Raw genomic sequence first — 24,457 nt, 5'->3', positions numbered from 1 at the left:
TCAGAACATCGTGTTGTCGTTCGCGGCGGTCTCCGGCACGTCCTGCGAGGCGTCCCAGTGCTCGACGATCTTTCCGTCCCGCACCCGGAAGAGGTCGATGACCGACGTGCCGCGCTCGCCGGGCGTGTTGACGACGTGGAGGTGGGCCGCCACCAGGTCGCCCTCGCCGATGACCCGCTTCAGGCTGATCTTCAGCTCCGGGAACTCTTCGGTGTACGCCTGCAGCCCGGCCTTCAGCTCCGCCGCGCCGGCCGGGACGCCCGGGTTGTGCTCGTGCCGCTCGGGGCTCATGTACGCGTCGATGGCGCTCAGGTCCTTCTTCACCATGAGCCGTTCGACGTAGTCGGTGACGATCTTCTTGTTGTACGCGGTGAGCCACGGCTGCGCGGGCTTGCGGGTCCGCGGCTCGCTGAGGGTGGAGAACAGGTCGTGGCCGTCGGCCGTGGCAGCGGGCACCTGCTGCAGGATGTCCCAGTGCTCGGCGATCTTCCCGTCCTGGAAACGGAAGAGGTCGAAGACCGCGAGCTCGGGGACGTCGGGGTTGCCGGGGACCAGGACGCCATGGGAGTGCAGGAGCACCATGTCGCCATCGGTGACGGCCCGCTTCTCCTCGTACGTGGCGTCCGGGTACTGCTGCTTCCATGCGGCGCCGAAGGCCTTCATGGCGTCGGGGCCGTCGGCGGCGAGCGGGTTGTGCTGGATGTAGTCGGGCCGGATGTACCGGTCGATGACACTCGTGTCGCCCGCTTCGAAGGCGGCCCGCAGCACCCTGGCGACGAGTTCCGCCGGCCGGGACCCCTCCACCGTCAGCACGATCTTCCCGGTGGTACGCCCGGTCTCGCCCAGAGCGTGCGCCTTGGCGGCCTCGGCGAGCGGGAAGACGGCCTCGACATGGGCGCGTAGGGCACCGTCCTCGACGAGGGCGGCGATGGCCCGCATGCCCACCTGGTCGGCCTCGACGAGGAGGGACTCGAAGCGGATGCCGAGCTCGGCGATCTTCGCGAGCTCGTCGGCCTCGACGGGGACGGGCAGGATCGAGACGAGGGTGCCGCCCGGGCGCAGGACGGCCAGGGAGCGGGCACGGGCCGCGGAGTCCAGGGAGATCGGGTCGAGGACCACGTCGATGTCCGTGAGTACCTCGGTGAAGTCGACCGTGTGGTAGTCGATGACCTCGTCGGCCCCGAGGGAGCGCAGGAAGTCGTGCTTGCCGGCGCTGGCGGTCCCGATGACGTACGCGCCGCGGGACTTGGCGATCTGGACGGCGAGATGGCCGACGCCGCCGGCGGCCGCGTGGATGAGGACGCGCTGGCCGGGCTGGACGTCGGCAGTGTCGACGAGGGCCTGGTAGGCGGTGAGGGCGGCGAGCGGGAGGGCGCCGGCCTGGACGTGGTCGATGCTCTCGGGCTTGCGGGTGAAGGCCCGGGCGGGAGCCGTCACGTACTCGGCGTGGGCTCCGGCGCCGTGCGGGTAGGGCAGCATGCCGAAGACCTCGTCGCCCGGCTTGAACAGGGTGACGCCCACCCCGACGGCCTCGACGACTCCGGAGACGTCCCAGCCCAGGACCAGCGGCATGCGGTCGATGGTCAGGGGCTGAGCGCGGTTGTACCAGTCCGTCGGGTTGACGCCGGCCGCGCGGACGGCGACCAGGATCTCGCTCGGGCCCGGCACGGGACGGGGAACTTCGACCACCTGGAGCACCTCGGGGGAACCGTGGCTCTCCTGGCGGACGGCACGCATGGTGGGGATGTGGGAATTCGTCATGCGCTCAGCCTCGCCGTCAGCCCTCGTTCGGCACCATGGCATGAATGCCAATTTTCAACGGGATCACGCCATGGTGCATGAGCGCCATGTCGCCCTCCGGCCGTTGGCCAAGAAACCCCAGGTGAGGGGTGCTCGGGATCCGGCACTTTCGGCAACCCGCCCCGGGCCTTCAGCGGCCCGCCCCGCCCCCTCATCATCGGCTTCCTTCCGCGAACGCGTCAGCAGCGAGGACCTCTTGAAGGGGCAGCCGGTTCGGACGTCACATACGCTCGCTGAGTTCATAAATCGTCGGCGGCCGGAGCCGTGACGGGCACGGCCCGCTCGGCCGTCAGAACATCGTGTTGTCGTTGGCGGAGGTCTCCGGCACGTCCTGCACCACGTCCCAGTGCTCGACGATCCTTCCGCCCCGTACCCGGAAGAGATCCACGACCGCCTGACCCCGCTCGCCGGGCACGTTGACGGTGTGGCTGTGGACGGCCACCAGGTCGCCCTCGGCGATCACCCGCTTGGGAGCGGCGACCAGCTGCGGGAACTGCGCGTAGTAGGCCCCCAGTCCGGCCTTCGCGCCCGCCACGCCGTCCGGGATGTAGGGGTTGTGCTGGTGATACTCGGGGCCCACGTAGGTGTCGATGGCGGACAGATCCTTCTTCACCAGGTACTGCTCGACGAACGCGGTGACCAGCTTCTTGTTGTACTCGGTGAGCCGCGCGGGGCCGGGCGCCTCGGTCTGTGGCCTGCTGAGCGTGGAGAACATGTCGTTGCCGTTGGCCGTGGTCGCCGGCACGTCCTGCACGACGTCCCAGTGCTCGGCGATCCTCCCGCCTTGGAAGCGGAAGATGTCGAACACGGCGATGCCGCGTGTGCCGGGGGTCAGGACGACGTGGGAGTGCACGAGCACCAGGTCACCCTCGGAGATGACCCGCCTGATGTCGAACCTGGCATCCGGGTACTGCCCTCGGAAGGCGGACCCGAACGCTTTGAGCGCCTCGGCGCCGTCGGGGGCCAGCGGGCTGTGCTGGATGTAGTCCGGTCGTACGAAGCGGTCGACCACCGAGGTGTCGCCCCGTTCGAACACGCCCCTCATCACCTGGACGACGACAGCCTTCTGGTAGCCGAGGCGCGCACTCTCGCCGCGCCCGGCGACGGGGATCCCGGCCGCTCGGCCGGGGCCGGGAGTCCGAGAGAGCGCGGCAGCCGTCGAGGGGACGGCGGCAGCCGTGAGAGCGACGGCCATGACCGCGGCGGCGAGGGTACGACGGCGGACGGACGTGGTGGTGTTCACAGGGCTCACTTCTCCGAACTCGGGGGAACCGTAGGCATCTTGGCCAGTGACCCGCATGGCGGCGGTGTTCGTCATGCGTCCAGCGTGGCCGCCGCCGTCGTTCGGTACCATGGCATGAAAGTCAACTTTCGACGGGATCGTGCCATGTCTCGTGTTCACCGCATCGCCGTTCTGGCCGTCGACGGGGTATATCCCTTCGAACTGGGCATTCCCAGCCGGGTCTTCGGGGCCGCAGAGGGTCGTTACGAGGTCCTCACCTGCAGCGTCGACGGCCGCCCGGTCCGCACCAATTCCGATTTCTCGATCACCGTCGAGCACGGCCCGGAGGCGCTGAGCACCGCGGACACCGTCGTCGTCCCGCCCTTCGTCACCACCGCCGTCACCCCGGAAGTACCGCGGGCCATGGTGGAGGCACTCGCGTCCAGGGCTCCCGGCGCCCGCCTCGTATCGATCTGCACCGGCGCCTTCGTCCTTGCCGCCGCCGGGCTCCTCGACGGACGGCCGGCAACCACCCACTGGGTGGTCGCGGACCTCTTCCGCGCCTGGTTTCCCCAGGTCTCGCTGGACCCGAACGTCCTGTTCATCGACGACGGGGACGTGCTGACCTCGGCCGGTGCCGCCTCCGGGCTCGATGTCTGCCTGCACCTCATCCGCAGGGATCACGGCAGCGAGGTCGCCAACCAGGTTGCCCGGATGTGCGTCACGCCTCCATGGCGTGACGGAGGACAGGCGCAGTACATCCAGCACCCGGTGCCCGAGACCACGGCCACCGGCACGGCACCGACCCGGCAGTGGGCACTGGAGAACCTCCACGAGCCCATGACCCTGGCCGACCTCGCCGAGCACTCCCACATGAGCCTGCGCACCTTCGCCCGCCGCTTCACCGAGGAGGTGGGCACGAGCCCGGGACGCTGGCTGATCAAGCAGCGCGTCGAGCGGGCCCGGCACCTCCTGGAGACCACCGACCTCCCCGTGGACGAGATCGCCGGCCAGGTCGGCTTCGCCGGCGGCACCTCGCTGCGCGAACACCTGCACGCCGCCATCGGCGTCTCCCCCATTGCCTACCGGCGCACCTTCCGCGGCGCCCTGTCCCCCAGTCCGCCGGCCACCGCCGCCTATGCCGCCGTGTGAGCACAGGTGATCCCCGGCACGGCTCGCACTGTTCCCGATGTCGTCGTCACTCTCGTCGGCGTCTTCACGACGACCTCGCCGACAGGCGGGCACGGCCGATCGGCCGCCAACGTGTTCACGGATAGGCCGCCACGAACGACGGCCAGGCCTGCCCGGTAACCATCGGATATCGATGGTGGGTGTCCTGGCGGCCCGGCCGAACTCAGGCCGGGCCGCCAGGACGACAGCGCGGGTCACCGAGGTTGAACATGTAGCGCGACGTGATGTTGTGCGCCGCTAGGGCGAGCGCGAACGAGCTGGTGAAGAGCATGACGGTGGCGGCGTCGTAGGCGAACCGGCCGACGTAGTCCTCGACGCTGCTCGCCGCCGCGCCCGTGGGGTCGCCGCTGACGGCCTTCATGACCGCATCGGCTCCGTAGGAGTTGATGAAACATCATGCCGTCAGCGCCCGGAAATTGATCACGCCTCGATACACACCCTGGACGTCCCGGAAGGGGAGCAAGGTCAACTCGCAGCAAAACCAAGCCACTTGCAGTTGCAGGCGCCTCAGCATTTTGATTATGGTCGTAATTCAATCGGGTGGGGCCCCGACCTACGTAGCCGTGGCCAGCGGCCCTGCTCCCCCCCACGAGCAAGGAGATGTGTGATGGCGGTCCGAACGATGAAGAACAGTGGCGTGAAGATGCGGGTGGCCCGCAGCACGGCGGTGGCCGCAATAGCCGCCGTAGGACTCGTCGGCGTCTCCGCGACAGCGGCCCAGGCAGAGTCGCAGATCCTGGGCGTGAACCGCCGCACTGCCGCAGAGGCGCAGAAGGATCTCCCCGACCTCCAGCGCGAGTGCACCAACAAGGGGGGACGCGTCAACGCGGCCGAGGTGCACACGTACTCGCTCGACGGCACCATCCTGTACTACGGCTATGTGCGGTGTTCCGTGTAGTTGAGGGTCGGCCGCCCGCGGCTCTCGGGCATCCGGTCCCGGTGCGCGGGCGGCCGTGGTGATCTCCTCGACACAGTCTTCGGAAGCCTCGTATGCCAGCGCCCCTGGCACCGAGCCGTCCGTGATCGGTCTCGGGGTGCAGCGCTACAGCGTCGCGGCCCAACAGTTGGATGGGCGCCTCTCTGGCTACTCCGGTTGCCACCCCCACGGCTTACGGCTCCGTACGGGCCCGTGGGGGCCTGGCTTACAAGCGCAGGGCCCTCCGGCCCCACCCGAGCGTCTAGCGAACGGTAACGCGTGGAGCGAGGGCACCCCTCTTATGCGAATCACCCGGGGATTGATCATGCGGGGTGATACGGCGTCACGAACTCAGCGACCGGGAGGGAGAGTTACTCGCTCCGCTGACACCGCGGGCCGACACGGGAGGAGCGAGGGTGGGAGACCGGCAGGTCGTCAACGGGATGGTCTACAAGATCCGGACCGGGATCTCCTGGCGTGACCTGCCGGAACGCTACAGGACGTGAAAGACGGTTTACACCGGGTCTACACCCGCTTTCGCCGCTACGCCCTGACGGCCTGTTCACCCGGGCCCTGCAGCAGATACAGGCCCGGACCGACGCGGCCGGCGACATCGACTGACTGGTCCAGATCGACTCGAGCATCGCCCGCGCCCACCAGCACGCCGCCGCGACGGACCGAAAAGGGGGGAGCCATGAGCAGGACGAACCAGACGATCACGCCCTCGGCCGATCCCGCGGAGGGCTGACCACCAAAGTCCACCCAGCCTGCGACGGCCAGGGCCCCGCTCGCAGCATTATGATCATAAGCTTAAAGTCCGGCACGGGCCGAGCACGGACGACGCGCTTGCCACAACAGCCTTCCACCTTCCCTGCGACACTCCTCGGCCTTGATGCACCCCTGAACGTCATCCGCCTTCCCGCTCGCGCGCGGCGCCGGCGGAGGCTCCTCCGCTTCTCACCGCAGAAACAGCCGAAGGCTCCGTGGAACCATGCCGATCCGTGACACACCCAAACCCGTCCGTGCGGATGCTGCACGCAACCGCACCCGACTGCTCGACGCCGCGCACATCGCGTTCGCATCCGAGGCACCGGCATCCCTGAAGCAGATTGCGCGGGACGCAGGCGTGGGGATAGCCACGCTGTACCGGCACTTCCCCACACGAGAAGCACTGGTCGAAGCGATCTACCAGCAGGAGCTCGACGATTTGTGCGCCGAGGCCGAGGCCCTCCTCCACACCGAAGATCCAGCCCACGCGCTGCGCAGCTGGATGGACCACTTCGCCGACCACGCGAGTACCAGACGAGAGACGGCAGACGCGCTGCGCGCCGTCCTCGCGTCCGACATCGCGAGTGCATCACCGGCACACGCACAACTCTGTACCGCGGTGCAAACGATCCTGGCCGCCGGAACAGCCAACGGGACGCTGCGCGCAGATGTCCACGCCGAGGACATCGTCGCCACGCTCGTCGGCATGTTCACGACGACCTCACCGGCGGGCCGACGGGGCCAACTGAGCCGGATGCTCGACCTGCTGATGGATGCCGTCCACTGTCCGGCCCCGTGAGGTGCATGAGCCGGAGCCACCGGGAAACCCATCCGCCAACCGATCGCACGGAGTCCCATCCCCAGCCCCCCCATGCGGGCTGAAGCGGGCCCGGGCAGGTTGCCGCTGTGCACTCCGGTCGACTGCCCCGTATCGACGAGGCGCAGGCGACGCCGACAGCGCTCGGTGTCGTGCGCCCGCCGGCGACGAAGCCGCCCCTGGGCGAGGAATGCACCCAGAAGCCTCGGCGGCCAACCGGCATTCGACATCAGCGTGGATGCCGGAGCCGCCGGCCGGGCATCCCGCTGGTCCGTTCCCGCATGTCCCGTCCGTACGGCGCCGCAGAATCCCCCTGCGAGGCCATTGCCTTCCACCCACCCCGGCCATGGTCTACCGAATGTAATATTATGACTGCCATTCAATTCGGCGCCGCCAGATCCAGAGATGAGGCATGCCGTGAGTGACGTCCCCTTCCGGTCCGCCGTGCAGCAGTCACGCGCGCTGGCCACGGGTGAGATCTCAAGCCGGGAACTCGTCGAGATCTGTCTTGAGCGGATCGCCGTCCACAACCCCGCGTTGAACGCGGTGGTGACCCTGGATGCGGAACGTGCCCGACGCGAGGCGGGACAAGCCGACGCCGCGCGGGCGGCGGGGCAGGACCTCGGCCCGCTGCACGGCGTGCCGATCACGGTCAAGGACAGCTACGAGACCGCGGGCATGCGCACCGTCTGCGGGCGCACGGACCTCAAGGACTACGTGCCCGACCAGGACGCCGAGGCCGTCAAGCGGTTGCGCGCGGCCGGTGCCGTGATCATGGGCAAGAGCAACATGCCTCCGGGCAACCAGGACGTCCAGGCCGACAACCCGGTGTTCGGCCCCTCATCGAACCCCTGGGACACCACCCGCACCTCCGGCGGATCCGCCGGAGGCGGCGCCGTCGCCACCGCCGCGGGCCTCACCACGTTCGACTTCGGCTCGGAGATCGGTGGGTCGACCAGAATCCCGTCCCATTTCAACGGCTTGTACGGGCACAAGTCGACCTGGCGGTCGATACCGCTCATCGGGCATGTGCCCTACGGCCCGGGCGCAGGACGGTGGACGGAAGCCGACATGGCCTGCGGCGGCGCGCAGGTCCGCGACGCCCGCGATCTCGTTCCGATCCTGCGGGCGACCACCGGGCCGGCCGACTACGACGGCGGTTTCAGCTACACGCTTACACCTCCGCGCGCGACCAGACTCGCCGACTTCCGGGTCGCCGTCTGGAGTGAGGATCCCTCATGTCCGGTCGACAGCGACATCGTGCAAGCCATGGATGATGCGGTCACCGTCCTGCGTACGGCCGGTGCGAAGATCACCGTCCAGCCCGCGAGCCTCCCCGTCGACCTCGCGACGAATCACCGGAAGGCCTTTCTGCCTCTGCTCTTCGGCGCGGGCGACCGCACCGGCCTCGCTCCTGCCCCCAGTGCCGCGACGCTGGCCCGGTTCGTCCAGCATCCGCGGGGCGATGCCGGACCCGCACTGCGCGGAACCTTCCAGTCCCACTTCCACTGGCTGCAGGCCCATATGGTGCGCAACGAGATCCGGCAGCGCTGGTTCGAGTTCTTCCAGGACTTCGACATCGTGCTCATGCCGGTCACGCCGACGGCAGCGCCCGCCCATCACCACAAACTCATCGACTGGTTCGGGCGGCCGTTCGAGGTCGACGGTGTACGACGCCCCTACTGGGACCAGGTCAAGTGGAGCGCTGTCGCCAACGTCTCCGGAGGGCCGGCAACGACCATCCCGGTGCGCAGGGGCAGGAGCGGACTGCCCATCGGGCTGCAGGCCATGGGCCCGAGCGGAGGCGATCTCACCACCATCGAATTCGCCGCGCTGCTCGGCCGGGAAGTGGACGGCTTCGTGCCGCCTCCGTCCCTCGTCTGAAGCTGTCCTGGCCCCGGGCCGGACGGCCCGGGGCCAGGACAGCGGCGAACCCGACCCGACGCGCAGCGCTACATGTTGATCATGTGGCCGGCGAGGCCGTGCACGGCTTCCTTGACCGCCTCGCCCAGGGTGGGGTGGGCGTGGACGTTGCGGGCGACCTCGTGGACCGTGAGGTCCCACTGCTGGGCCAGGGTCAGCTCGGGCAGGAGTTCGGTGACGTCGGGGCCGATGAGGTGGCCGCCGAGGAGCTCGCCGTACTTGGCGTCGCTGATCAGCTTCACGAAGCCGGTCGCGTCGCCCAGTCCGTGGGCCTTGGCGTTCGCGGTGAAGGGGAACTTGGCGACCTGGACGTCGAAGCCCTTCTCCCTGGCCTGCGCCTCGGTGTAGCCGAAGCTGGCGATCTGCGGCTGGCAGAAGGTGGACCGCGGGATCATCACGTAGTCCAGTTCCATGGTCTCGGCGTCCGCGATCGTCTCGGCGGCGAGAACGCCCATCGCCTCGGCGGCGTGCGCGAGCATCAGCTTCGCGGTGACGTCGCCGATGGCGTAGATGTGGGGAACGGAGGTGCGGCAGCGGCCGTCGACGTCGATCGCGCCGCGCTCGGTGACGCGCACGCCGGTGTTCTCCAGGCCGTAGCCGGTGACGTTCGGGGCGAAGCCGATCGCCTGGAGGACCTTGTCGGCTTCCAGGACCTGCTGGGTGCCGTCCTTGCCGGTGACGGTGACCTGGACCTGCGGGCCGGACTCGTCGATCGACTCGACGCGGGTCGAGGTGAGGACGTCGATGCCCAACTTCCGGTATTGCTTGGCCAGTTCGGCGGAGACCTCGGCGTCCTCCAGCGGGGCGATCCGGTCCAGGAACTCGACGATGGTGACCTTGACGCCGTAGTTGTGCAGCACGTAGGCGAACTCGACGCCGATGGCCCCGGCGCCCGCGATGACGATCGACTGCGGCAGGTCCTCGGCGAGGATCTGCTCCTCGAACGTCACCACGCGCGCGCTGCGCTTGGTGCCGGGCAGCAGCTTGGGGGTCGCCCCGGCGGCGATGATGCAGTGATCGAAGCCGATGGTGCGGGTGTTGCCGTCGTAGTCGGCCACCTGGAGTGTGTGCGGGTCGAGGAACGAGCCGCGTCCGCTGACTTCGGTGATCTTGTTCTTCTTCATCAGGAAGTGGACGCCCTTGACGCGGCCGTCGGCGACCTTCCGGCTGCGGCGGAAGGCCTCCCCGTAGTCGAAGGAGACCTCACCCTCGACCTTGATGCCGAACGTCTTCGCCTCGCGCGTGAAGAGGTGCGCCAGTTCGGCGTTGCGCAGCAGGGCCTTGGTGGGGATGCAGCCCACGTTCAGGCAGACGCCGCCCCAGTACCTCTCCTCGACGACTGCTACACGCTTGCCCAGTTGGGCGGCCCGGATGGCGGCTACGTACCCGCCGGGGCCCGCACCGAGTACGACGACGTCGAAGCGCTCACCCTGCTCGTCCATGGACGGCTTCCTTTCCGCTGGGGCAGCCGACCCACGCGAGGGGCGGACTCACTCCCGATCGAAGAATCTGTTCACCAACGTGCCGGCGGTGGCATCCGCCAACGCTCGCCGCGGAAAACCGCCGGAGGCGGTCGTATGGTCCGCCATCCCGGCAGCAGCTCCCCGGACGTCAGCTTCAGCGCAGCGGCACGGTGATCTATGCCCGCCCAGCCCACCAGCTGCTACGAGATCGCGCGCGAAGCCGACAGTGCCGGCGGTCGGTGATGGCCTGGCACATCCGCTTCAGCTCCCCGGTGCCATGGCGTACGCCCATGCGGCCATCACCGACCGCGAGCCCCGTCGACTTCGTGTACTCCGGCCTCGGCGGCACCGAGTCTGAGAGTGTCGAGGCCGAAGGCGGCGACCGGGCCGTGGACGCCGGGCTTGAGGACAGCATCCGACTGGGCCGCGTGGACGGCACCCCATGCCAGGAGGGTTCCCGTCATCTCGTACGGATCGGGTCCGGTCAGGGCCGCCGTGGCCAGCGGCCGGCCCCGGCTGTCGCGGGCGACAGCGATCACCAGGGAACGGCCGTCGGGGTCCGGCTCGCGCTGTGATCCCGGGAGCCGCTCGGACCACCGTTCCAGAGCGGCCCGCACCTTCGCCGAGCGCAACAGGGGCGCCTGGATCGCGGCGGCGATCTGTACCGGGCGCGTCCAGCGTCCGAACCACCCGAGGCCCACCTCGACGCTCTCCAACCGGGGGAAGACCTCCGGCAGTCCGAGATGCTCCGTGCCCGGGGCGGTCATGGCCGCACGTTTCACGCCGCCGTAGTGGAAGGTGCGCACCCGCTTGCCCACGCGTTCGTCGACCACTCGGGCGGCGGCCCAGGGGCGCGGGCTGCGGTAGGCGAACCCGTCCTCGGCCGCCGCGGCGACCAGCGTCTGACGCGTGCCTGGCGTGGTCAGGGTGTACGCGTCTCGCAGGGTGCTGCGGTAGAGCAGTTCGTCCCCGTGTCCGGAACGGGTGATGAAGTAGCCGGCCTCCACGTGGCGTGCCCGCTCGCCCGCCTTCGTCAGGGCGAGCGCGCCGGCGAGATTGCCCGGCACGTAGTCGTAGCCGAACGCGGGCACGAGGGTTGCTCCCCGGACGGCCGCGACGGCGTCCAGTTCGAGGAGGACGCGGCGGGCGAAGGTCCCTTCCCCGGTGGAGTCGAAGTAGTGTGCCCCCGCCCGCGCAGCAGCCGTGACCGCGGCCATACCGAGCCGCATGAACGGTCCGATCGTGGAGACGACGACATCGCCGGGCTCCACGAGGCGAGTGAGGTCGGCCGTCGAGGTGACGTCGACCTCGGCCACCGGCAGGTCCGCCTCGAAGCGGTCGGCCAGGGTCAGCATCCTGGTCCGGCTCCGCCCGGCCAGGGTCGGTTTCTCCCCTCGCGCGAGCAGTTCCCGGAGCACGCGCTGCCCGGTGTACCCCGTCGCACCCAGCAACACGATCCTGCGCTTTTCCACGGCTCCGCCTGCTTTCGGGAGGGCACTGCCACGACCCTGATGACCCTTAGTCATTCACTGACCTCAGGTCATTGAATATACGATGGTGCGCATGCAAAGGCCAAACCGACGACAGATGTATGCGGAGCAGACCCGGGCGGACCTGGTGGCGGCCGCCCGGAAGCTGTTCGTGGACAGCGGGTTCGCCCACACGTCGGTCGAGGCCATCACCGGGGCGGCCCGGGTGAGCAAGGGCACCTTCTACAGCCACTTCCCGGACAAGAAGGCGATGTTCGCCGAGCTCTACACCGAGCTGCTCGAGCAGGTCGGCGCCCTGGGCGACGCGACGTGCGAGGCGCTTCGTGCCACGCTGCCGGGCCAGCCCGCCATGACTGCGGTCGCCGACCTCACCCACGCCTTCCTGCGGCGGACCATCGACGATCCCCTGCACCGGGAGCTGATGGTCCAGGCGCCCTCGGTCCTGGGCGGGCAGTACCGGCACATCAACGACACCGTCGCCCAGCCTCCGATCGAGCGGCTGCTGACCGTGCTGGCCGAGCGCGGTGAACTGCGACCGGACGTTCCCCTCGCCACTGTCGCCCGGCTGCTGCTGGCCGGTCTGTGCGAGGGCAACCAGATCATCGCCGCCTCGGCGGACCGGGAGGAAGCCCTGAACAGGACGTTCCATGCGATCAGCCTGCTGATGTCGGGCCTTGCGGCCGACGGCGCCCGTGGCTGATCTGCACCGCAATCCAGCGGGCGGCGTCGGTATGCGGCGACCCGCCTCGGCCTGCCGCTACCGCGTTGTCTCGTCCTCGATGCCGCGGGCCAGGTCGATGGCCCGGCCCAGGGTGGTGAGTCTGGCGTCGAGGGTCACGCCGGCGGGGTAGAAACGGACGGTGTCGACACCGGCGTCGCGCCACACGCGCAGCCGCTCGCGCACCATGTCCTCGGTTCCGATCAGCGTGGTCGCCAGCACCATCTCGTCGGTGATCAGGCCGGCTGCGCCGTCCCGGTCCCCGGCCTGCCAGCGGGTCCGGACCTCGGCCGCCACTTCGGCCCAACCCTGGCGGCTGTAGGCGTTGTTGTAGTAGTTCGTGGTCGCCGATCCCATGCCGCCGAGACTGAAGGCCAGCTCCTTCTTGCGTCCGGCCACCATCGCGCGCAGCGCGTCCTCGTCGTCCGCGAAGGCGACCTCGGCGCCCTGGCAGATGTCGAGGTCGGCGCGCGTACGACCGGCGTTGGCCAGGCCCCGGTCCAGGTGGTCGAAGTACGCCTCCTTGGCGCCCTCGGGTACGAAACTGGTGCCCAGCCAGCCGTCGGCGATCTCACCGGTCAGGTGCAGCATCTTCGGCGAGAGGGTCGCCAGGTAGACGGGGATGTCGTGCTCGGCGCGCATGGACAGGCGCATGGGCCTGCCCTCTCCGCCCGGCAGCGGGATCTGGAATTCACGGCCGGAGTGGGAGACCTTCTCCCCCGAGGCGGCCTGCCGCACGATCTCGACGGTCTCGCACATCCGGGACAGCGGCCGGTCGAAAGGCACTCCGTGCAGCCCCTCGATCACCTGTGGCCCTGAGGGCCCCAGTCCGAGGAGGAAGCGGCCCTCGGAGATCTGGGACAGCGTGATGGCGGCGCGGGCGATGGCCATCGGTGTTCGGGTGCCGAGCTGGATGATGCCCGATCCGAGAAGCATGCGCTGCGTCTTCGCGGCGAGGTAGCCCAACGGCGAGGGCGCCTCGGAGCCCCACGCCTCCGCCACCCAGCAGATGTCCAGACCGAGTTTCTCCGCCTCCGTGACGTAGTCGACGATCTCCCGCCAGTCGCCCCCGGAGGCTTCGATCGTGGTGGAGGTACGCATCAGACAGCCGCCTCGGCCGCGGCCTGGGCGCTTTCGGCCAGCTTCTTGGCTTCTTCGAGTGTGAAGGCCATGTTGGCTTCGAACTCCCGCATGCGCACGAAGACGATCTTCTGCTCCTTGTCCGGCATGCGGTCGATGGCGAACGACAGACCGGAGCGGGCGGGTCCCATCTGCATCCATTCCCGCAGCAGAGTGCCGCCGTTCTGCGGCTCCAGGGTGAACCGCCACAGAGCGGTGGGGTGTTGGGGATCCTCGACCGCCCATGCAAGCCTCGCCGGCGGCTCGTACTCGACGATGTGGGAGGTGGTGGCCCACTCCCCCAGGGCTTCATGCCTGCTCCGGCCGACGAACCGGGCCCCCAGAGCAGGGCCGCTCCTGCCGTCCAGCCATTGCACCGACTGCAGTTCGGAACTCATGCGCGGCATCAGCTCGATGTCGGACACCACGGCCCACACCTGAGCCGGCGATGCGGCGATCCAGGTCTGGACCTCTGCCGTCGGCCTGTCCGCATAGCGCGCGCCCGTCCACTCCATGCCCCTGCAGCCTTCCTGTCCGCCAAGAACACCCGTATGAGCGCCTGGCCAGTAAAGTTGCGTAGATAGATTCACCTGTCAAGGGTGACGTGAGTACGACAAGGCTGCCGAATCAGTCCGCGAACCGCTCCCGCACATCCGGCCGTTCGGCCAGGTGCGGTGGATAGCCGGGCCCCATCCGGGGGCGGGTGTTGTCTGCGGTCATGGGCTCACCGCAGGCGGCGCACACCACTGCGGCATGGCTCTCCTGCCCGCAGGCCTCGTGGCGCATCGCCACCGGCGGCCCCGCTTCGCCCGACAGCCAGCGGTCTCCCCAGCGGTTCATCACCAGCAGCACGCCGAAGAAGTCGCGCCCCTTCTCGGTGAGCACGTAGTCATGGCGGACCGGCTCCGTCTGGTACGGCCGCTTCTCCAGCAGCCCCTCCTCCACCAGTCGGCGCAGCCGGTCCGCCAGCGTGTTGCGGGCGATCCCGAGCGACTCCTGGAACGCGTCGAACCGCCGGATCCCGTAGAACGCCTCACGCAGCACCAGCGGCGTCCACCAGTCCCCGAGCAGGTCCATGGTCCGCGCGATCGAGCAAGGCCACTGCGCAAAGGATGTCCGCCTCATGAGGGCCAGCATAGGTTCGTCCCGTCGTGAGACCCAGCAGGTGACCGTGGAGCGGCCCGGCGCACGGTCTCTTGTGTTCCATCAATAACGAAGTTATGTTGCCGCCATGAAACGTGACTTGGTGGGCAGAAGGCTGGTTGTCACCGGAGCGGCGCGCGGCATCGGCGAGAAGGTGGCCCGCCTGGCCGCCGCCCGAGGGGCCCAGGTGACCGTGATCGGCCTCGAAGCCGAGCGGCTGCGCGCCCTCGCCGGCGAGCTGGGCCCCGCCGCTGCCTGGCGGGAGGCCGATGTGCGCGACGGAGCCGCCCTACGAGCGGCGATCGACGAGGCCGCCGAGGTCATGGGCGGCATCGACCTCGTCGTCGCCAACGCCGGCGTCGTCGCGTACGGGACGGTACGGCAGACGGACGAGGCATCGTTCGAGCGGGTCCTGGACATCAACCTCAACGGCGTGTTCCGCACCCTCAAGTACGCCACACCCCATCTGGAACGAAGCCGGGGCCACGTGCTGGTCGTGGCGTCCGCGCTGTCGTTCATGCCGTTGGCCGCGATGGCCTCCTACGGAGCGAGCAAGGCCGCGGCCGAACTGCTCGCCCTGACCTACCGGCAGGAGGTGGCACACCTCGGAGTCACGGTCGGCCTGGTGCACCCCTCCTGGATCGACACGGACCTCGTCCGGGGCGCCGAGGCGGACCTCCCCTCGTTCCAGGGCCTGCGCGCACGGCTGCCCTATCCGGGCAACGTCACCACGAGCTCCGACCGGGCGGCCGCCGCGATCGTGGACGGGCTCGTGCGCCGACGCAGCCGCGTGTACGTGCCGCGCGCGGTCGTCGTGGCCAACTGGGCCAAGGCGGCGCTGAATTCACCGCTGGCCTGGCCCTGGGCGAAGCGCTTCGCGGCCCGGGCGGTTCCCTCCCTCGAACGGGAGGTTGCAGCCCTGGGCAGGCACGACCAGCTCACTCCGGGCACCGGCACCCCTGCCGTGAAGACCAGGCCGTCCCGGCCTTGAGCAAGGCAGCGCCCCGCCCGACTTCTCAGCGGCCGTGGACGATCGAGTCGTACAGGCGCGCGCCGGCCTCGTGGGAGGCCTCCGCACGTTCCCGTTCGTCGCCCAGCCCGACAGAGAAGTTCACACCCATCGGCCGGAGCACCTGCACCACGGCGTCGTCGAACTCGACGAAATGTTCAGCCAGTTCAAGGGTGATGTAACCGTGCACCAGACTCCACAGCTGGGCGGCGACGAGTTCGGGGTTCTGCCGCTCGACCCTGCCGGAGTCCACGAGCCGTTCACACGCCGCGGTGACATGAGCGTGGGCTTCTCGAAAGGCCGGGGAATGCCCGCTCAGGCGAAGGTCCGCATCCGGCAGAGGCCGGTACGTCGCCCGGGTGGACAGTCCGAACATCAGGTCGTAGAGGTGCGGATTCTCGCGGGCCAGCCGACGGCAGCTCAAGGCCATGGCAAAGAGATCCGCGATCGGGTCCTGCGTCGCCGGTACCCGGGCGAACGCCGCGCCGAGTTCCTTGAAGCCGTGGTCGGCGACAGCACTCATCAGCTCGGGGATCCCGCCGAAGTGGCTGTAGACCACCATCGTCGACAGTCCGCTCGCGGAGGCCACCGTGCGCACCTTCAAAGCCGACGGACCCTGCTCGGCCAGCAGGCCGACGGCCGCCCGCACCAGCCGTTCCGGAGCGTCATCGAGCCTCGCCCGCCCTGCCATCCCGCACGCCTCCACCGTTGACACACCAGAAATAACTTGGTTATGTAATTCTTCACGGCAATAGTACACATCGTGCGTGACGTGCCGTCTCGGATACACCCTTCGTCCTCGATCACGTCATCCGCGCTGGTCCAGTCTCCTGCCGCCCGTGCGGACACAGCTTGTTGGGGCGAAGCCGACCTCATCGCTGCGACACGCATCCGCGGCTGTCCCCACGTACTTTCCCACCCCCATGAACTCAGCACGGGAGCAGAATTCATGCCGTACAAAGACAAGGGCCGTCTGAAGATCGAAGATCGCGGGGCCGTCCTGATCGTCCGCGTCGACGGGGGCCCGCACCAGGAGTTCGGCCTCGACATCGCCCAGCAGCTGGACGAGCTGGTGAACCGGGTCGACCGCGATCCGAGCGTCCGTGCCGTCGTCTTCACCGGGGCACATCCCGAGCGGTTCGTCAGCCATGCCGCGGTCCAGTGGCTACAGGAAGAGGGCGCCGCGAGCCCGACGGTCGGCCGGCGCGGTGCCGCAGCCGTCGTACGCGCCGCGAAGTACGTGGACCGGTCCCGTCTCCTCGGGTCCGTGCTGCGCAGGACCCCGATGCGCGGAGCCCTGCAGTTGGAACGTCTGCACACGACCTTCCTGCGGATGAACGCCAGTGGTGTGCTCTTCGTCGCCGCCCTCAACGGTTCGGCTCTCGGCCTCGGCGCGGAGTTCGCCTGGGCGTGCGATCTGCGGGTCATGGCCGACGGGGACGTCTTCATCGGCCAGCCGGAGATCCTCCTCGGCATCATCCCGGGCGGCGGCGGCACCCAGCGGCTGACCCGCCTGATCGGCACCCATCGGTCCCTGGCCGCGATCCTCGAGGGCAAGCCGTTCACCCCCGCGGAGGCTCTGGCCAACGGGGCGGTCGACCAGGTCGTATCCCAGGACAAGGTGCTCGCCCAGGCGGTCGAACTCGCGGAACGCTTCGGCAAGCGGTCGAAGGGGTCGGTGGCGGCCGCCAAGAGGTCGGTGTACTTCGGCGGCTCGATGTCACTGGAGGACGGCCTGCACGTCGAACGCGCCGAGTTCTTCACGCGAGTCATGTCGAAGGAAGGGCAGCAGCTGATGCTCGACTACATGGAGACGACGGACGCCACCGGCGAGCTCCCGCTCTACCGGCAGGACGCCTATGCGCAGGCGCTCGCCTCGGGCAGTGTGCCCGGGCACCGCTCGACGAGCGGACGGTGAGCACCGTGCGCTCGTTCATCCGTCACGACATCACGTTCCCCTCCGGTGACAGCAGATGTGCGGGGTGGCTCTACCTCCCCACGGGTGTCCCCTGCCCGCCCGTCGTCGTCCTCGGGCACGGCCTGGGCGCCACCCGTGAGATGCGGCTGGACGCCTTCGCGGAGCGTTTTGCGCAGGCCGGCATCGCCGCCGTGGCCTTCACCTACCGGCATTTCGGTGACAGCGGCGGCCACCCGCGCCAGCTCCTGTCGATCAGGCGTCAGCTCGCCGACTGGGATGCCGCGCTCGCCTACGTCACAGGCCGCCCCGACCTCGACCGCACACGCGTTGCGGTGTGGGGCAGCTCCTTCGGCGGCGGCCACGCCATCACCGTCGCCTCACGCCATCCCGAACTGCGCGCGGCCGTGGCCCAGTGCCCCTTCACCGACGGCCTCGCCTCCGCGCTCGCGCTCGGCCCGGTCGCTTCCCTCAGGATGACCCCCGTACTCGCCCGGGACCTGGCGGCCAGAGTGCGCGGCAAAGCGCCCGTGCTGGTTCCCATCGCCGCCGCCCCCGGCTCACCGGCCCTCATGAACGCCTCGGACGCCCTGCCCGGATACCAGGCGCTGCAGCCGGCCGGGACGTCGTTCCGCAACGAGGTGGCGGCTCGGGTGATCCCGACCATCGCCGCCTACCGGCCCGGGCGCGCGGCGAAGAAGGTCACCATGCCGATCCTCTTCTGTGTCAGCAACACCGACTCGGTCACACCCCCCGCCCAGACCCTCCGCTACGCGCGCACCGCGCCCCGCGGAGAGGTCAAGCGGTACGACGCCGGCCACTTCGACTTCTACACCGGCGAGACCTTCGAGCAACTGGTGCGCGACCAGACCGAGTTCCTCGTCCGCCAGTTGGCGCCGGCAGCAGCCGCGTCGACTCCGTGACCGGATCGCATCACACCGAGACAGGTACGCCTCGCCATGAATTTCGCATCTCTGCCCGACCGCCGCGCGGCCCTCGACCCCGACGGCGCCGCGGTCTCCGACGGCCGCCAGGCCCTCACCAACGTCCAGTTGCTGAGCCGGGTCCGAGCGGCGGCGCGTCAGCTCCAGGACCTCGGAATAGGTCCCGGTGACGTCGTGGCCCTCAAGCTGACCAACCGCGTCGAGTTCGTGCTTGTGCTGTTCGCCGCCTGGCGGCTCGGTGCCACCATCACACCGGTCAACCCGAACATGACCGACGTCGAAGTGGTCCGACAGCTGAAGGACTCCGGTGCGCGGCTGCTGGTGGTCGAGGACGGTTCGACCGCAGTGGCGCAGGGCGTCGGACTGCTCTCCGTCGGCTCGCTGCACGAAGGAACGGCGGAGCCGGATCAGGCACCGCTTCTGGACCCGGCCACGCTGGCCCTGCTCATCTACACCAGCGGTACGACCGGCGTGCCCAAGGGGGTGATGCTCGACCACGCCAACATCGACGCCATGGTGGAGATGGGACGCCAGGCGCTGGAGGTCGGGCCGGCCGACCGGTGCCTGCTGATCCTGCCGCTCTTCCACGTCAACGGCATCGTGGTCAGCGTGCTCATGCCTCTGCTCGTGGGGGCGAGTGTCGTCATCGCGGGCCGGTTCGATCCCCGCACCTTCTTCGACCTCGTCGAGCGGGAACGTCCCAGTTTCTTCAGCGCGGTGCCGACGATCTACAGCATGCTCGCGGCGCTCCCGGACGAGGTGCGCCCCGACACCTCATCCCTGCGTTTCGGGGTCTGCGGCGCGGCGCCCGCCTCCGCCGAGCTGCTGACCCGGTTCGAGGCCCGGTACGGGTTTCCGCTCGTCGAGGGGTACGGACTGTCCGAAGGGACCTGCGGCTCCACCATCAATCCCGTCTCGGGCCCTCGACGCGCCGGAACCGTGGGGCTGCCCTTCCCCGGCCAGGAGATACGGATCGTCGGCGCCGACGGTGTCGAGGTGGAGCCGGGCGGTGACGGCGAGGTCGTCGTACGGGGAGCCAATGTCATGCGTGGCTATCTGGGCCGCCCGGACGAAACGGCCAAGGTCATCGTCGACGGCTGGTTGCACACGGGCGACGTGGGCCATCTCGACGCCGACGGCTATCTGACCCTGGTCGGGCGCTCGAAGGACATGATCATCCGGGGTGGGGAGAACATCTACCCCAAGGAGATCGAGGACGTGCTCGCAGGTGACCCTTCGGTGCTCGAGGCCGCGGTGATCGGCGTACCCGACGAGAAGTGGGGAGAGGTGGTCGTCGCCTACGTCCAACCACGACCGGGGTCGACCGTCGATCCGTCGGCCCTGAAAGCCCTCTGTGCGCGCAGCCTCACCGGCTACAAGCGCCCGACCGCGTTCCACGTGGTGGAAGCCATCCCGAAGAACGCGGTCGGCAAGATCGACAAGACCTCGTTGCGTGCCGGCCACGCCGCCCTCTCGGCCCGGCCCTGATCAACGTAGGTGACGCGGCCGTTCGACGCCGCCTATCGGGCGGTCAAGGACCAGCGCGTCGTGTTCGTGGGAATTGAACGCGAGCCCCCGGCCTGCTGCCCGGGCCGGGGCCATGGCAGACGGGCCTCGCCCCAGAGAACTCGGCCCGAAGCGGGACTACAAGCCCAACGCCTCGATTCCGGGCATTGCCGACAACAGCCCCGCACGCAGGCCGTTCCCTCGTGCACTCGAAGCGTGGAGAACGGCCGCCTCCGCTGTCCCGTGAAGAACCGCAGGCAGGCAGGAACGAGTGCCTGCGAGGTTGAACGCCGAGCTGAGGGGCGGGCGGCGACGACCCTCACCGCCGCCCAGCCCGGCCGGTGTGCCCGTCCCCGGTTCGCAGACGACCGATGCGCGGCCTCAGAGACCGCCGAGAAAGCCGAGGAGTTCCCTGTTGACGGCCTCGGGCTGCTCCTGCTGAATCCAGTGCCCGCAGTCGGAAAGGATCACCGATCCCCGCAGGTCCTGGACCTTCTCCCCGATCCGGGCGATCGCCTCCTGACTCCAGATCGTCGCCACGTCCCGGTCGCCCCCGATGAAGAGCGCGGGCACAGTCACCGGCCTGTCCTCGTACTCGCCGAGGACCTCCCAGTTCAGGTCGTGGTTGCGGTAGTAGTTGAGCGGGCCGGTCAGCCCGCTGTGCTCCAGTTCGGCCACCAAGAAGTCCACCTCGTCCTGGCCGATCCAGTGGGGCAGTTTCTCCGGCAGTTCCAGCCTCGCGCCGAACTTCTCCGTACGGGGCACGCACATGGCACCTCGTACGAACTCGCGGAGGAAGTCCGGCGGCAGCGAGGTGAGGTCGACGCCGGCGAGTTCCGGCGGCAGGGGACGATCCGCGGACAGGCTGTAGAGGCCGCTGATGACCCACGACCGCACGTCCTCTTCGATCTCCTGCTGCGCAACGCCGCTGGGGAGCGCGAAGTACTCCTGATAGAACAGCATGTCGGGGCCCGCCAGCTCGCGGAAGACCTCGCTCGGCCGGCGCTCACCGAAGGCGTTGCCCGGCAGCGCCGCCTGGCCCCGGCCGCCGAACGGCACGCTCAGCGCCACGACCCCGCGGAAGACGTCGGGCCGGGTCCACGCCGAGGCCCACGCCACCGGGGCCCCGTAGTCGTGGCCGACGATCACGGCGGTCGACTCGCCCAGGGCCTCGACCACGCCGACGCAGTCCGCGACCGACTCGGTGATCCGGTAGGCGGCCACCTCGGCGGGTTTGGACGAGCGGCCGTATCCCCGCATGTCCATCGCCACGGCGCGATAGCCGGCGCCGGACAGCGCATCCATCTGGTGCCGCCACGAGTGCCAGGACTCGGGGAAACCGTGGACCATCAGGACGATCGGGCCGGACGTGCCGGCGATCCGCAGGTGGATGCGCTGTCCGTTGACCCGGACGGTGCGCTGTTCCCAGTCTGAGAGGGGCATGGGCGGCCTCCGTGCTGCTCTTGAGTGATGGAACGTTTCCCGGGGCGGCACGGTCCCGTCGTGCCGCCCCGGTTGGAGGGCGGTGCGGCAGCGGGCCGCCGCTTCGGCCCGGTGCCGCACCGCCGGTCCCGGTTACGCGTCGGTGAACCTGGCGGTCCCACCGGTCAGGTACCTGATGGGGCCCAGGCCCTGCGCCCGCGCGCAGTCCGCGGTCAGCTTCTGGACGGTGACAGCGTCGAGGACGGAGTGGAACTGACCGTCGTCGGTGAAGCCGACGTTGGCGCCGTACACGATGAAGAGCACGACCGTGGGCTCGGTGGTCGTCTCCGGCACGGCGAAGGTGTGGACCGAGGAGGCGGGTTCGTAGAGGTACGACCCGGCGGTCTGCGGCTGGTCCGCGTACTCCTTGTAGATCCACTCCCCGCTCAGGGTGTAACCGTGCACGGGGCCGGTGTGGAGGTGGATGGGCAGCTCCACACCGGGTGCGAAGGTGCCGAGGATGACCCACACCCCGACCTCGGGATCGAGGAACAGGGGCTGGAAGTCGATCCCGGGGCCCAGGGAGTCCTTCAGGACGGGAATCTCGTTCACGTTGACCGTGAGCAGCTCGGTCTGCGGGAGCGAGACGACGGGGACCTTGTCGGCGGTCAGTTCAGCGGTCATGGCGGGTGCCTGCTTTCTCACGATGGCCTCGGCCTTGCGAGGCGGGTCCCCTCGTCGGCAGGGGACGGGAGGGCGGTCGGACCGGGATCGGCTCAGGGAAGGACGATGATCTTGGCGTCCTTCTCGGGGTCGGCCAGCCTCGCGAAGGCCTCGGGCACGTCGTCGAGTCCGACGCGGCTGGTGATGAACGCCTCGACCTGCAGCTCTCCGGAGGCGATGTGTCCCAGCGCCTGGGCGAACTCCTCGGGCGTGTAGGAGATGCAGAAGGCCAGGTCGATCTCCTTCATGATCGCGAAGCTCGGGTAGAAGGAGTCCTGCACCATGCACAGGCCCGCGACGACGACCTTCGAACAGGCCGCGGCCCCGGCCAGGATCTGCTGGATGATGCCGGGGACGCCGACGCACTCGAAGACGACGGACGGACGCAATCCCGCCCCGGGGAACATCGGGGTCTGACGGCCCCACCGCGTCGTGTCGGAGGAGGCGGCGACCTCCTGCCAGGACTCGTAGGGCGACGTCTCGCGCGGGTCGACCACGACATCGGCGCCGAGGGCGGCGGCCATCGCCCTGCGCGAGGGCGAGAAGTCCGACGCCACGATCGGGCCGATGCCCCGCATCTTCAGAACCGCGATCACCGCGAGCCCGATGGGACCGCAGCCGATCACGAGCGGCACGTCGTCGGGCCCCAGACCGCCGCGGTTGACCGCGTGCAGGGCGACCGCGAGCGGCTCGGCGAGGGTGGCGATGTCGTCGGGGACGTGGTCGGGCACCGGGACGAGGAGATCCTCCGACAGGAGCATGTACTCGGCGTACGCACCGGGGGTGCCCGGTCCCCCGAAGCCGAGGGTGACAGGTTCCGGCCGCAGCAGGAACGGCACCGAGACGACGCGGCTGCCGGGGGCGAGCGTCTCGCGGCAGCCGGGACCGTACTCGACGATCTCGGCACAGAACTCATGGCCGAGGACGACCGGTTCGTCCAGCTTGAACAGCTCTACTCCCGCCGCCTGTTTGGCGCTGTCCAGCAGCTGGGCGCCGTGGGTGACGCAGTGCAGGTCACTGCCGCAGATCCCGGCCGCGAGGACCTTGACGAGGGCTTCTCCGGGGCCGGGCTGCGGGAGCGGTGCCTGGACCACCTCGAGGCCGCTGTTGATCATGACGACTGCCTTCATCGACATGAGATGCTCCTCGCGCCGGCGTCGCAGCGACCGCTGGCGCCGAGGGTCTGTTCTGCATGAACGTGGTTGTGCATGGCTCTGTCTGCTTCCTCGAAGACGGAGATCCGTCACGCTGGCGAGGTGACGCCGATGAGGATGCTGGCAGCGGGAGAAGCTCTGAAACTTGTCTTGATGCGACTATTAGTTGACACTTGGCGACTGTGACCGACCTGATCCGTGGTCTCGCGCTCCTCAACGTCGCTGATCTGGTGTCCAGTCTCGGCGGCGATCCCCACGCCCTCATGCGGGCGCACGGTGTCGACCCCGGGGCGGCAGGCGACTACGACACGTTTCTTCCGTATCCGTCGGTGGCCGCCGTGATCGGGGAGGCGGCCCGGGAACTCGACTGCCCCGATTTCGGGATGCGGCTGGCCCGCAGGCAGGGCATCCGGATGCTGGGCCCCGTCGCGGTCATCATCCGCAACGCGGAAACGGTGCAGGCGGCGATCGAGGGGGTCTCCCGCTGCCTGCACCACCTCGCGCCTCCCGACTCCACGGAACTGATCCGCGAGCCGGACGCGGCGATCTTCACGTTCTCGACGAACCTGCGACGTCTCGCTCATCGCGACCAGATGGTCGAGAAGGGCCTCGGCATCGCGATGGACGCCTTCCGCTTGATGCTCGGCGAGAGCTTCGTTCCGCTCCGGGTCACACTGCAGCACCGCCGCATCGCACCGATGGCGAGCTATCGCGAGATGTTCGGGTGCCCGGTCGAGTTCGAGCGGGAGGTGAACTCCGTCCACCTGCCGCCGCACTCGTTGCACCAGTCGATCCGCGGTCGGGACGAGGCGGCGCTGGCCCTGGCCGAGAACTACCTCGCGGGCATACGGCCCGACCTGGCGGTCGCCGATCACGTGCGCGGCATGGCCCAGCGGCTTCTGGTCGTCAACCACGCCGACCTGGTCGCGGTCGCCAGGGCGATGTCCCTGCACCCGCGGGTGCTCCAGCGCAGGCTCGCCGAGTCGGGCACGTCCTTCGAGGAGATCCTCGACGACGTGCGGCGCGACATGGCATGGGACCTCTCCGCCACCGGCATGCAGATCTCCCGGATCGCGACCATGCTCGGCTACTCCGAGACCAGCAGCTACACGCGGGCCTGCCGACGGTGGTACGGCGAAACGCCCCGACAACTGCGCGCACGCAGGCGGGGCACGCCAGAGGCGGAGCCCGCCCGGCTGTCCTGAATCCTCGCT

General features: G+C 69.2%; 23 protein-coding genes and 2 pseudogenes. 11 read left to right on the top strand and 14 right to left on the bottom strand.

The window, feature by feature from the left end; translation table 11 throughout:
* The 3 genes and pseudogenes from AQJ58_RS45115 to AQJ58_RS36730 form a co-directional block, all read right to left on the bottom strand.
* Positions 1-768: pseudogene (locus tag AQJ58_RS45115) on the bottom strand (nuclear transport factor 2 family protein); the annotation flags it as partial.
* A 30-nt stretch (positions 769-798) separates the two neighbouring features.
* Positions 799-1,737, bottom strand: a pseudogene (locus tag AQJ58_RS45110) (NADP-dependent oxidoreductase); the annotation flags it as partial.
* A gap of 352 nt (positions 1,738-2,089) precedes the next feature.
* Complete coding sequence (locus AQJ58_RS36730) at positions 2,090-3,043, bottom strand: nuclear transport factor 2 family protein (protein WP_234360420.1); 954 nt, start codon at positions 3,041-3,043, stop codon at positions 2,090-2,092.
* A 144-nt stretch (positions 3,044-3,187) separates the two neighbouring features.
* Between AQJ58_RS36730 and AQJ58_RS36725 the strand changes: the two genes are divergently transcribed.
* A complete protein-coding gene (locus tag AQJ58_RS36725; RefSeq protein WP_067258426.1) occupies positions 3,188-4,174 on the top strand; it encodes a GlxA family transcriptional regulator in 987 nt (328 codons plus the stop codon).
* 202 nt (positions 4,175-4,376) lie between these two features.
* On the opposite strand, the gene AQJ58_RS36720 is transcribed toward AQJ58_RS36725, so the two are convergent.
* Positions 4,377-4,574 carry a hypothetical protein gene (locus tag AQJ58_RS36720; protein ID WP_067258423.1) on the bottom strand — a complete coding sequence of 66 codons (198 nt, stop codon included), beginning with the start codon at positions 4,572-4,574 and terminating at the stop codon, positions 4,377-4,379.
* Positions 4,575-4,820: 246 nt separating this feature from the next.
* Here AQJ58_RS36720 and AQJ58_RS36715 point away from each other — a divergent pair, with 246 nt between their 5' ends.
* On the top strand, positions 4,821-5,111 hold the full coding sequence (locus AQJ58_RS36715) for a hypothetical protein (RefSeq protein WP_067258420.1): 291 nt from the start codon (positions 4,821-4,823) through the stop codon (positions 5,109-5,111).
* Between the two features lie 350 nt (positions 5,112-5,461).
* On the top strand, positions 5,462-5,635 hold the full coding sequence (locus tag AQJ58_RS46075; RefSeq protein WP_079079449.1) for a transposase: 174 nt from the start codon (positions 5,462-5,464) through the stop codon (positions 5,633-5,635).
* A 37-nt stretch (positions 5,636-5,672) separates the two neighbouring features.
* On the opposite strand, the gene AQJ58_RS46070 is transcribed toward AQJ58_RS46075, so the two are convergent.
* Positions 5,673-5,849 carry a hypothetical protein gene (locus AQJ58_RS46070; protein WP_159056383.1) on the bottom strand — a complete coding sequence of 59 codons (177 nt, stop codon included), beginning with the start codon at positions 5,847-5,849 and terminating at the stop codon, positions 5,673-5,675.
* 271 nt (positions 5,850-6,120) lie between these two features.
* On the opposite strand from AQJ58_RS46070, the gene AQJ58_RS36705 reads away from it, so the two are divergent.
* Positions 6,121-6,696, top strand: coding sequence for a TetR/AcrR family transcriptional regulator (locus tag AQJ58_RS36705; RefSeq protein ID WP_067258417.1), 576 nt, complete (start codon positions 6,121-6,123; stop codon positions 6,694-6,696).
* 435 nt (positions 6,697-7,131) lie between these two features.
* Complete coding sequence (locus AQJ58_RS36700) at positions 7,132-8,598, top strand: amidase (protein ID WP_199844773.1); 1,467 nt, start codon at positions 7,132-7,134, stop codon at positions 8,596-8,598.
* A 68-nt stretch (positions 8,599-8,666) separates the two neighbouring features.
* Here AQJ58_RS36700 and lpdA read toward each other — a convergent pair whose 3' ends face one another.
* Both lpdA and AQJ58_RS36690 read right to left on the bottom strand, forming a co-directional pair.
* Positions 8,667-10,079: a dihydrolipoyl dehydrogenase gene (lpdA, locus tag AQJ58_RS36695; RefSeq protein ID WP_067258412.1), complete on the bottom strand. Its 1,413-nt coding sequence runs from the start codon at positions 10,077-10,079 to the stop codon at positions 8,667-8,669.
* A 320-nt stretch (positions 10,080-10,399) separates the two neighbouring features.
* A complete protein-coding gene (locus AQJ58_RS36690; RefSeq protein WP_067258410.1) occupies positions 10,400-11,572 on the bottom strand; it encodes a saccharopine dehydrogenase NADP-binding domain-containing protein in 1,173 nt (390 codons plus the stop codon).
* A gap of 91 nt (positions 11,573-11,663) precedes the next feature.
* Between AQJ58_RS36690 and AQJ58_RS36685 the strand changes: the two genes are divergently transcribed.
* Complete coding sequence (locus tag AQJ58_RS36685; protein ID WP_159056382.1) at positions 11,664-12,290, top strand: TetR/AcrR family transcriptional regulator; 627 nt, start codon at positions 11,664-11,666, stop codon at positions 12,288-12,290.
* A 57-nt stretch (positions 12,291-12,347) separates the two neighbouring features.
* Here AQJ58_RS36685 and AQJ58_RS36680 read toward each other — a convergent pair whose 3' ends face one another.
* From AQJ58_RS36680 to AQJ58_RS36670, 3 genes are all read right to left on the bottom strand, one after another.
* Complete coding sequence (locus AQJ58_RS36680; RefSeq protein ID WP_067258405.1) at positions 12,348-13,409, bottom strand: LLM class flavin-dependent oxidoreductase; 1,062 nt, start codon at positions 13,407-13,409, stop codon at positions 12,348-12,350.
* Positions 13,409-13,942 (bottom strand): SRPBCC family protein, encoded by a 534-nt coding sequence (locus tag AQJ58_RS36675; protein WP_067258403.1) that lies wholly within the window; start codon positions 13,940-13,942, stop codon positions 13,409-13,411. Before AQJ58_RS36675 ends, AQJ58_RS36680 begins: the two co-directional genes overlap by 1 nt.
* 112 nt (positions 13,943-14,054) lie before the next feature.
* Positions 14,055-14,552, bottom strand: a complete 498-nt coding sequence (locus AQJ58_RS36670) for a winged helix-turn-helix transcriptional regulator (RefSeq protein WP_067258513.1) — start codon at positions 14,550-14,552, stop codon at positions 14,055-14,057.
* A 106-nt stretch (positions 14,553-14,658) separates the two neighbouring features.
* Here AQJ58_RS36670 and AQJ58_RS36665 point away from each other — a divergent pair, with 106 nt between their 5' ends.
* Positions 14,659-15,561 carry an SDR family oxidoreductase gene (locus AQJ58_RS36665; protein WP_067258401.1) on the top strand — a complete coding sequence of 301 codons (903 nt, stop codon included), beginning with the start codon at positions 14,659-14,661 and terminating at the stop codon, positions 15,559-15,561.
* A gap of 25 nt (positions 15,562-15,586) precedes the next feature.
* On the opposite strand, the gene AQJ58_RS36660 is transcribed toward AQJ58_RS36665, so the two are convergent.
* Positions 15,587-16,228 carry a TetR/AcrR family transcriptional regulator gene (locus tag AQJ58_RS36660; RefSeq protein ID WP_234360419.1) on the bottom strand — a complete coding sequence of 214 codons (642 nt, stop codon included), beginning with the start codon at positions 16,226-16,228 and terminating at the stop codon, positions 15,587-15,589.
* A gap of 300 nt (positions 16,229-16,528) precedes the next feature.
* On the opposite strand from AQJ58_RS36660, the gene AQJ58_RS36655 reads away from it, so the two are divergent.
* The 3 genes from AQJ58_RS36655 to AQJ58_RS36645 are packed head-to-tail and all read left to right on the top strand — an operon-like array spanning position 16,529 to position 19,926.
* The gene (locus AQJ58_RS36655; protein WP_067258397.1) at positions 16,529-17,497 is read left to right on the top strand and encodes an enoyl-CoA hydratase/isomerase family protein; all 969 of its coding nucleotides are present in this window, start codon (positions 16,529-16,531) and stop codon (positions 17,495-17,497) included.
* Positions 17,494-18,417: an alpha/beta hydrolase gene (locus AQJ58_RS36650; protein WP_067258395.1), complete on the top strand. Its 924-nt coding sequence runs from the start codon at positions 17,494-17,496 to the stop codon at positions 18,415-18,417. Before AQJ58_RS36655 ends, AQJ58_RS36650 begins: the two co-directional genes overlap by 4 nt.
* A 36-nt stretch (positions 18,418-18,453) precedes the next feature.
* Positions 18,454-19,926, top strand: a complete 1,473-nt coding sequence (locus tag AQJ58_RS36645; protein WP_067258392.1) for a class I adenylate-forming enzyme family protein — start codon at positions 18,454-18,456, stop codon at positions 19,924-19,926.
* A gap of 399 nt (positions 19,927-20,325) precedes the next feature.
* Here AQJ58_RS36645 and AQJ58_RS36640 read toward each other — a convergent pair whose 3' ends face one another.
* The 3 genes from AQJ58_RS36640 to AQJ58_RS36630 all read right to left on the bottom strand — a co-directional run bounded on the left by AQJ58_RS36640 (position 20,326) and on the right by AQJ58_RS36630 (position 23,225).
* A complete protein-coding gene (locus AQJ58_RS36640) occupies positions 20,326-21,387 on the bottom strand; it encodes an alpha/beta fold hydrolase (protein ID WP_067258390.1) in 1,062 nt (353 codons plus the stop codon).
* Positions 21,388-21,519: 132 nt separating this feature from the next.
* Positions 21,520-22,050 carry a 2,4'-dihydroxyacetophenone dioxygenase family protein gene (locus AQJ58_RS36635; protein ID WP_067258388.1) on the bottom strand — a complete coding sequence of 177 codons (531 nt, stop codon included), beginning with the start codon at positions 22,048-22,050 and terminating at the stop codon, positions 21,520-21,522.
* A gap of 92 nt (positions 22,051-22,142) precedes the next feature.
* Positions 22,143-23,225 (bottom strand): zinc-binding dehydrogenase, encoded by a 1,083-nt coding sequence (locus tag AQJ58_RS36630; protein ID WP_199844772.1) that lies wholly within the window; start codon positions 23,223-23,225, stop codon positions 22,143-22,145.
* Between the two features lie 200 nt (positions 23,226-23,425).
* On the opposite strand from AQJ58_RS36630, the gene AQJ58_RS36625 reads away from it, so the two are divergent.
* Entirely contained in the window at positions 23,426-24,448 is a 1,023-nt protein-coding gene (locus AQJ58_RS36625) for an AraC family transcriptional regulator (RefSeq protein ID WP_067258385.1), read from the top strand.
* The last annotated feature ends 9 nt before the right edge of the window (positions 24,449-24,457 follow it).

This window comes from Streptomyces sp. DSM 15324 (assembly GCF_001514285.1).
Taxonomy (GTDB): domain Bacteria; phylum Actinomycetota; class Actinomycetes; order Streptomycetales; family Streptomycetaceae; genus Streptomyces.
Note: the sequence above shows the minus strand (reverse complement) of the source record. Positions and strands in the feature narration are given on the sequence as shown.

Excerpts from the sequence above, each read along its gene's own strand:
- AQJ58_RS36685 (WP_159056382.1), top strand. The coding sequence starts at position 11,664 with ATGCAAAGGCCAAACCGACGACAGATGTATGCGGAGCAGACCCGGGCG.
- AQJ58_RS36675 (WP_067258403.1), bottom strand. The coding sequence starts at position 13,942 with ATGGAGTGGACGGGCGCGCGCTATGCGGACAGGCCGACGGCAGAGGTC.
- AQJ58_RS36655 (WP_067258397.1), top strand. The coding sequence starts at position 16,529 with ATGCCGTACAAAGACAAGGGCCGTCTGAAGATCGAAGATCGCGGGGCC.
- AQJ58_RS36705 (WP_067258417.1), top strand. The coding sequence starts at position 6,121 with ATGCCGATCCGTGACACACCCAAACCCGTCCGTGCGGATGCTGCACGC.
- AQJ58_RS36630 (WP_199844772.1), bottom strand. The coding sequence starts at position 23,225 with ATGTCGATGAAGGCAGTCGTCATGATCAACAGCGGCCTCGAGGTGGTC.
- AQJ58_RS36635 (WP_067258388.1), bottom strand. The coding sequence starts at position 22,050 with ATGACCGCTGAACTGACCGCCGACAAGGTCCCCGTCGTCTCGCTCCCG.
- AQJ58_RS36670 (WP_067258513.1), bottom strand. The coding sequence starts at position 14,552 with ATGAGGCGGACATCCTTTGCGCAGTGGCCTTGCTCGATCGCGCGGACC.
- AQJ58_RS36715 (WP_067258420.1), top strand. The coding sequence starts at position 4,821 with ATGGCGGTCCGAACGATGAAGAACAGTGGCGTGAAGATGCGGGTGGCC.
- AQJ58_RS36725 (WP_067258426.1), top strand. The coding sequence starts at position 3,188 with ATGTCTCGTGTTCACCGCATCGCCGTTCTGGCCGTCGACGGGGTATAT.
- AQJ58_RS36645 (WP_067258392.1), top strand. The coding sequence starts at position 18,454 with ATGAATTTCGCATCTCTGCCCGACCGCCGCGCGGCCCTCGACCCCGAC.
- AQJ58_RS36640 (WP_067258390.1), bottom strand. The coding sequence starts at position 21,387 with ATGCCCCTCTCAGACTGGGAACAGCGCACCGTCCGGGTCAACGGACAG.
- AQJ58_RS36720 (WP_067258423.1), bottom strand. The coding sequence starts at position 4,574 with ATGAAGGCCGTCAGCGGCGACCCCACGGGCGCGGCGGCGAGCAGCGTC.
- AQJ58_RS36680 (WP_067258405.1), bottom strand. The coding sequence starts at position 13,409 with ATGCGTACCTCCACCACGATCGAAGCCTCCGGGGGCGACTGGCGGGAG.
- lpdA (WP_067258412.1), bottom strand. The coding sequence starts at position 10,079 with ATGGACGAGCAGGGTGAGCGCTTCGACGTCGTCGTACTCGGTGCGGGC.
- AQJ58_RS36665 (WP_067258401.1), top strand. The coding sequence starts at position 14,659 with ATGAAACGTGACTTGGTGGGCAGAAGGCTGGTTGTCACCGGAGCGGCG.